This window comes from Bacteroides sp. 1_1_14, assembly GCF_000162515.1.
In the GTDB taxonomy this organism is placed as follows: Bacteria; Bacteroidota; Bacteroidia; order Bacteroidales; family Bacteroidaceae; genus Bacteroides; species Bacteroides thetaiotaomicron.
Genome location: NZ_GG774703.1, coordinates 99,783 through 107,304, shown reverse-complemented (window position 1 = coordinate 107,304; position 7,522 = coordinate 99,783). Strand labels below are relative to the sequence as shown.

The 7,522-nt window shown below is 37.4% G+C and carries 4 protein-coding genes; all 4 read right to left on the bottom strand.

Features of this window, described 5'->3' with window-relative positions:
- A partial coding sequence (locus tag HMPREF9007_RS27020; RefSeq protein ID WP_008760225.1) for a hypothetical protein occupies positions 1-621 on the bottom strand: 621 nt, incomplete at its 3' end.
- Positions 622-799: 178 nt separating this feature from the next.
- Positions 800-2,404: a DUF1735 domain-containing protein gene (locus HMPREF9007_RS20500; RefSeq protein ID WP_128567785.1), complete on the bottom strand. Its 1,605-nt coding sequence runs from the start codon at positions 2,402-2,404 to the stop codon at positions 800-802.
- Positions 2,405-2,508: 104 nt separating this feature from the next.
- The gene (locus tag HMPREF9007_RS20505) at positions 2,509-4,359 is read right to left on the bottom strand and encodes a RagB/SusD family nutrient uptake outer membrane protein (RefSeq protein ID WP_008760223.1); all 1,851 of its coding nucleotides are present in this window, start codon (positions 4,357-4,359) and stop codon (positions 2,509-2,511) included.
- A gap of 12 nt (positions 4,360-4,371) precedes the next feature.
- Positions 4,372-7,476, bottom strand: a complete 3,105-nt coding sequence (locus HMPREF9007_RS20510; RefSeq protein ID WP_009039229.1) for a TonB-dependent receptor — start codon at positions 7,474-7,476, stop codon at positions 4,372-4,374.
- Between the last annotated feature and the right edge of the window lie 46 nt (positions 7,477-7,522).

Genomic DNA, 7,522 nt, shown 5'->3' with positions numbered 1-7,522 from the left:
ATCATATACATCATCCATATTGGCAAGCCATTCATCAATCAATTGATCAGATATGGGCACTAAGTCCTGAGAAACAACTAAACGAAAATGTTTGCTTGTACGAATATATAGATCTTGATTCTCTTTTAAAACAACATCATCAAAATAGGCAAGTCCTCTAGAAGCTGCTGCAGTATTACCTAATCTTAAACATAGAATTATCTCTCCATTTTCTGGAACATCATCTATTTCTAATACCAAGTCTTGCCATTTAGAGTGCGAACCTGTAAGCGCTCCAGAAGTAGGGGCCCAAAGATAATCAAGACAGAGATTAGCTCCCATACCACCAACTATCATATCAGTTTTAACTTTAGCTGATGCCTTATAATAGCCACCAGACTTTAACCCGGTCACCTTTTGAGCAAACATTACATCAGTGTCCTCATCCAATGCAATAATGGCCAAGCAACGGGAATTATTTACACCACTATTCTCCTTTTGCTCTACAATTGCTGCCTTTGCATTCCACCCCCCAATGTAACTCCATACTCCAGACACAGCTATTGTTGATAAATCCATCGAAATATCATCTTCCATATCACCATTCACAATCAATGAAGGATTTGTTTTATCTTCTTCCAAGGGAATGGTTGTATCTGGTTCCTGTCTAAAATTGTTTGAATCTGAACATGAGAAAAAGACAGTACATAATACTAATAAACAAGTGCTTGTATGCATGACTAAAAAATGAAATAAAATAGTATAGAATATGTAAGAGTTGGCAGCATTGCCACCAAACTCTCACATATTAAACTATTATCTAAAAATTAGGAGTAAAATTATACTGAATTGGAAAACCTCCTTCATCCTTGTATGCAGTATCCACAACCTTAAGATCAAAGTGTACAACACCTGTTTTCATATCAACCCAAGAACCATTATCTATAACCTGATCATGACCCCGGCCATAATTTTCATTTGCTCTGTCTATAAAATCTCCAAGTTTTTTTCTATCCGGATATCCCTCAACAGACTCATCAAGAATATTGAAATGAATCACACCTCCACTCCACTTATTGTTGTAATTAATACAATATTTATGCGCCTTTTCATTCTGAGAAGCTGGCCAACCATTCTCACCTGCTAAATAGATTGCAGGTGCTGTAATTCTATTATTCTTTTCCTCACCCCAAATTTCCTTTTCATAATCACCTGCTAATGTTCTAAAAGGCTGAATATAAATCACGCCACTTTCTACTTTAGTTCCCGTAAACAATTCTGATTCATCAAGCACAAGCGCTAACAAATAGGAGTCGGTTCCATCAAAAGGCATAGATGTCAGATCGACTTGATAAGAAACATCGACCTTCTTTTCACCAGCAGTAATCGCTTCTGTCGATACATTGACTTTAGATGGATCGAATGGGATGAATGAAGTATTGTTTGCTGCATTGTAAGATTCTACCAGAGAATTATCTACAGTCAATTTTACCGGCTGTTCATTGCTAATAGGAGCATTCATTTCAACTGAAATTTTTCCATTTCCCGATTTATTAACCACTACCTGATCTGCACCTGTTACCCACATCTTAAGTGTATTCAACTGAACCAACACATAAATTGGCTCCTTTTGTTGAATCTGATATACATCTGAAGCCATAACCAAAGGAAGTAGGAAAATATCGTCACTTTCCATTTTCCCACAAGTGAACGTAATACTTGTTTTATAGTTCATAGTCTCAGGATCCAATACTCCGGTATTAACCTTATAGTATTCAGATGGGAGTAGTTTATAATCAACATCGTTGGCATCATTATAAACTTCAACTGCTGTAGCAGATGCTTCATAAGTCACCATATTAGCATCTATTGTAGTAAAATTAGAAGTTGCTTCGATTTCAACTGTCTGAGGTAATAAAACATCTCTGATAAAACTCAATGAAAAATTCTCCTCAGGGACTTTAACTGTAAATGTTGGTTTTACAATATTAGGAATAAGCAACACCTGTGCTGCATCCCCTTTATCCTCCACCTCAACAGATGAAGCATTCAAAGAAAGAGGGAGTACGTAATTATTAGCAGTAGAAATACCTTTTGCCGCAAGAGCTTTTGGCTTAATCACGACGGGTAATTCTACTACCTTATCCGTTTTATTTAACTTGATAGCAGATGGGAAGTCATAATACTCAGCTGGCATCAACTGATAATTTGTCCCATTAAGATTATTGTATTCTGTTAATAATGTCTCATCTACCCCAATGGTTAAATCGAGCTCTTTTGAAAGTCCGTAAATTCTCGAAATGTTAACTACTGTCTCTTGTTCGTCGTAAATCGATATGGTATTCACCGTATAAAGACCTGTTTTATCAAATACTGGATCCGGTTTTATAGTAATTGGCGACAACTCTGCCTCACAAGCAAACATCACACCAATGAGGGCAGTCGAAAATAATATTTTAAAAAAATCTTTTCATAATAAGACTGTATTTTTATCGTTTCAATTCCATACAATCAATAGAACACTCTCTATTAATAGAATGGAGCTTGTACTAATTCTGGATTAAGTTCACACTCAGACGCTTTTATAGGCATAAGGTAATGTTTAATGTCAAATCGCTTAATAGCTGCCTCTGTCATAGAGAAGAACTCTTTATCTGTGGCGTTTTCTCCTTTTGACATATCAAGACCATACTCGTTGTGATTAAAAGCACCATTCGGTCCGTGAGCAATAAACCAACGACGTACATCAAAGAAACGCTGACACTCATAACAAAGCTCTATTTTTCTCTCATGGCGTATCATTTCACGCATCTCTTCCTGAGAATAACTACCCTCATAAGGTGCAATACCCGCACGTTTTCTAATAGCATTAAGATATTTCAAGACCTCATTATGCTGAGATTCTCCGTAATATTCATTAAGTGCTTCTGCATAGTTCAGATACACCTCACCTAAACGAATGATTGGGAATGGCACATTTAAATTCCATGTGTCTTTAGCCTTTTCTTTATTTGAGCAGTAATTAAGCGGAATGTTTTTACGAACGGAAAAACCGGTTGTATTTTTATCACCAGGAGTCGATCCATTGCCTGAAACACCTTTATACCAAAAGTCGACTATACCATAACCGTCCTCATCTTGATACGAGTCCTCTTCATTGGGGTACGCATAAGATACACGCTGATTAGGGAAGTGAATGTTAGCATAGAAGCGAGGTTCACGATTTACAAACATGTGGAATGTATTTGCAATGGTACCATTAGCGGCTTCAGTAGAAAATTCTTTATTTTCAAACCATTCATCCAATGGGCGAGCCTTTGAACCGTCTGCCATAAAGAAGTCATTAATCATACCTAACGGCAGTGAATAACGACCATTCCAACCATACCAACGAGCAGGCACTGCACATCTTGCATACCACTGGATAGAATTCGGATGCCCCCATATTAACTCAGGATTTTGATCTTTACCCCAAGTTGTAGTAATTGTACGTATATTCTCAACCACCTCATCGAAAGTAGGTTCACCAGATTCAGCATTAGGCTCTTTCAGACTATATCCATAGTTATCAATTACATCTTTTGCCGCATCTGCTGCTACTTTCCAAAGTTCCTTATCATACTCTGCTGAAATAAGAACTGTTCCATCATTATTTTTCCAATTACTATATACACTGTTGCCATTATATAACGGACTTGCAGCCATTAGATGCATACGTGACTGAATAGCACGAGCCGCCCCGATTGTTGGAAGACCTAATTCAATAGACTCATTGCGTTCTTTAGGCATACCATTTTCGCAGGCCCAATCAATCTGTTCACTAATCCATCGAACACACTCTGCAAAAGGTTTACGTGCCTGGGAAGCAGCTATTTCATCTGCAGTTCTACTACTTTCCTCTATTGGAATAGGACCATACAAACGAAGTAAGAGATAATGATAGTACGCACGCATGAAAATTGCTTCTGCGTATTTTGTACGACGTTCAAGTTCCCCCATCTCAACACATCTATCAAGATTCTCCAAGAAGATATTAATATGACGGATAGCTTGATAATAACGCACAAAGAAATATAAATTATAACCTGTATAACCATAGTAATTATCTGGCGACATCAAGCCTTCAGAAATATTACGAATATTACTTTCCATAACATAAGCAGCCTCGTCAGTACACCAAAAATATGGTATTTGACCGCTATAGTGCATTTCTTGCACCATAAAATCATCACTATACATGCGCGAATACCATTTTTTTGTTTCAACTTCTGAAGCAAAGATTTTATCAATAGTATTTAATTCGCCCGCGTCCTGTTCAAGATAATCAGAACAAGAAGAAAATACTAGTAACATTAATACAATATGTATATATTTTTTCATATTTATTTACTGTTAAAATGATAAATTCAAACCAAGATAAATAGTTTTCTGCATGGGATAAGAGTCTGCACTTGTCTCTGGATCCCAAAAATCAGAGTAGAATTTGCTTATTGTAAGAAGATTCACACCCTGAAGATATACACGCATAGATTTTGCATGAATTTTTTTAGTGAGATTTTCAGGAAGAGTATATCCTAATTCAATATTTTTTATACGCAGATAACTTGCATCCCGTTGCCACCATGTTGATGTTTTGTAGTTGTTTGCATTTGCACCATAACTCAAACGAGGTGAAAAGGCGTTTGGATTTGGATTATCCTCTGTCCAGCGATCAAGGAACATAGTCATGACATTACCCATGTACTTAGGACTACGGTCTGCTTGGAATGGCTGAAAATACCATCCTCCAGTTAAATAAGTAGAACGATTACCCGCTCCTTGTAACAGGAATGAAAAATCAAATCCTTTATATTTAAGAGATGCACCAAAACCATAAACTAACTCTGGCATTGACGGATCACCAATCCAAGTTCTGTCAGCTTCAGTAATCTTACCATCATCATTCAGGTCTTCATAACGAATATCACCTGGGCGAAGCTGTGTCTTATCCATCGAGAACTGCTCATAATATTCAGGCATGTTATCCAACTCTTCTTGAGAAAATAGGTGCATAGCTTTATATCCCAAAGTCAAACCATAACGAACCCCCTTGTAATCTTGCCAAGGATACGCATAATATTTACCGTCTTTAAGGACAGTATTTCTGGTAAAGGTAAAGTTACCTCTTGCTGAAATAAATAGATCTTTATTAATTTGTTTAGAATATTCTCCAGAAATTTCAAAACCTTTATTTTCCATTTCACCCATATTGGCATAAATATCAAAACCGTTTGGAAGACCCGCAACTTCAGAGGTTTGAGGTGACAAGAAAATATTTTCACGTTTTTCATAGAACACATCTGCATTTAAGCGGAAATTATTAAAGAAACCGAGCTCAACACCGAGATTGTATTTTGTCGCAACCTCCCAAGTAACATCACTGTTTGCCATACGTCCTTCTCCGATTCCAGATTGGTATTGGTCATAATTAAGGCCGAGGTTGTTATACCCACCTGCAGATTCATTGATTGTGGCAAGATAAATAAAACGAGTTGAAGGAATCTGATCATTACCGACCTGTCCGATAGACGCACGTAACTTTGCCCATGTTAAAACTTCATTACCAGCCAACCAAGATTCCTCCGAAGCCACCCAGCCCAAAGCAATTGCAGGGAATATACCCATTCTATTACCCTTAGCAAAGTTTTCAGAACCATTAAAACCAACATTTGCCTCTAAAAGATAACGATTATCATAACCATACGTAACACGTCCTGCAAGACCAAGACTACGTTTAGGTAAGGATGTAATATAATCCATTCCTTGAATCATGTAGCGATTGTCCTTTACAAATCCCATAACTAGTCCACCAACATCGTGTTTTCCGAATGTACGGGAATAGTTGATAGTAGCTTCTGCATACTGTGAACGAGTAGACGAACTTGAGTGACTATAATTAAGATAATCCTGATATGAACTTGCATACCATTCTGTTGCTAACAAGTCACCGTTTTCATCACGGCCTGTTGGTTCGAAAAAGTTTATACTACGAGAACGAGTATCTGCAGCATCAGTACTATAGTCATAAGCGTAAGTGAGTTTTGCAGTCAAGCCCTCTGTGATAAAATCCAAATTCTGATCTACAGTTAAATTTGCCCTTAAAGCATTGGAGATATTTTTTACGTAACCCCGTTGAGTTAACATGTTATATGGATTATTAAGACCATCACGGCCGGCCAATCTACCATCCTTTAATATGACAGGAAAAGCATTAGGTGCTGCATTAATTATATCACGATAAATAGAAGCGGAACCACCTTCAGCAGGCTCTGTATTCTCGGAGACATTTCCCTGTATACCAAAACTAACGGTTGTTTTGGGAGATATATCCATATCTACATTTGAACGGAAATTATAACGCTTATAATTTACATTTTCACCAAAACTCCCAATAGAAGAAGGTACCCAAGAATAAGAGCCCGGATTGATATGATACTGTCCCTCTTGATTATAGAAAGATACCGCAGTGAAATAGCGTGCATATTTACCACCACCAGAAATATTTACACTCAGTTTCTCTGACATTGTTAAATCTTTCATCAAAACCTCTTGCCAATCAACATTTGGATATACCTCTGGATCTGTCTGATCACGCATTGCCTTAATCTCGGCATCCGAATATTTAAACGAAGAAGAAATACCAGCAGTAGCATCTACAGCTTCATTGAAAAGCATTGAACGAGTCGCCGCATCTACAAAAGACAGACGCTTACTAGGTGCAGAAAAACCATGTTCATAACGAACATCTATTTTAGCTGGACCATCATAACCACGACGTGTATTTATAAGAATTACACCATTAGCGCCACGAACACCATAAACTGCTGTTGCAGAAGCGTCTTTCAATACAGAGAAAGATTCAATCTCAAGTGGATCTACATTCTCAAGCGGACGTTCTATACCATCAACAAGCACGAGCGGATTAGGATCACCTGTGAAAGTTGCTATACCACGAATCCAGAATTGAGCATCATCCTTACCTGGCTCTCCCGAAGATTGAAGAGCAACAAGACCTGCTACATTACCAACTAAAGATTGACTTAGTGAACGGACAGGAACCTGTAATTGGACAGGTTTTACGGAAGAAATAGAACCTACAACTGTTTCTTTTTTCTGAGTACCGTAACCTACTACTACAACTTCATCAAGACTTTGTGCGTCTTCTTGGAGAAGAATTTTGAGCCTTTGCCCACCTTTTACTTTGATCGTTTGTGTAATAAATCCAACATACGAGACCTCAATTGTTGAATTGTTAGGAACATCAATTTTGAACTGCCCATCTAAATTAGTCACAACTCCATAGTTTGATTGCCCATTTAGTAACATAATGTTAACACCTGGTAATGGCGTTCCTCCCGTATCTGTTACTACACCCGTAACTAAATTTTGTGCAGAAACAACCATACCAATCAATAAGAAGGCAATAAGTAGCAACATTTTGCTTTTTAAGAACTTCATACTGTGATTTTTTAAGGTTAATAAATGTTTTGAATATCGCTGCAAA